General features: G+C 64.5%; 1 protein-coding gene. It reads left to right on the forward strand.

Features of this window, described 5'->3' with window-relative positions:
• Positions 1-391 (forward strand): malic enzyme-like NAD(P)-binding protein (locus EN749_RS37395; RefSeq protein ID WP_281061976.1); only part of this gene is annotated, 391 nt, incomplete at both ends.

The following is a 391-nucleotide window of genomic DNA, read 5'->3' on the forward strand; positions in this document are numbered from 1 at the left end:
GAGATGCATCGCCACTGTCCGCGCCCAATCATCATGCCGCTCTCGAACCCGACCTCGCGGGCGGAAGCCCAGCCGCAGGATCTTATCGCCTGGACCCAGGGTGCCGCGCTGGTGGCCACCGGCAGCCCGTTCGCCCCGGTATTCTGGGAGAATGAACACTACGAGATCGCCCAGTGTAATAACGCCTATATTTTCCCGGGTCTGGGGCTGGGCGTACTGGCCTGCAACGCGCGCCGGGTGACGGAAGAGATGCTGATGGCAGCAAGCCGCAGCCTGGCCGCGCAGTCTCCGCTGGTCACCACGGAAAAAGGCGGATTGCTGCCGCCGGTAGATCAGATTGAAACGGTCTCACGCCAGATTGCCGTCGCCGTCGCCCGGGCCGCGATTGAAC

The sequence above is a fragment of the Mesorhizobium sp. M7A.F.Ca.ET.027.02.1.1 genome, assembly GCF_004022985.1.
GTDB lineage: Bacteria > Pseudomonadota > Alphaproteobacteria > Rhizobiales > Rhizobiaceae > Mesorhizobium.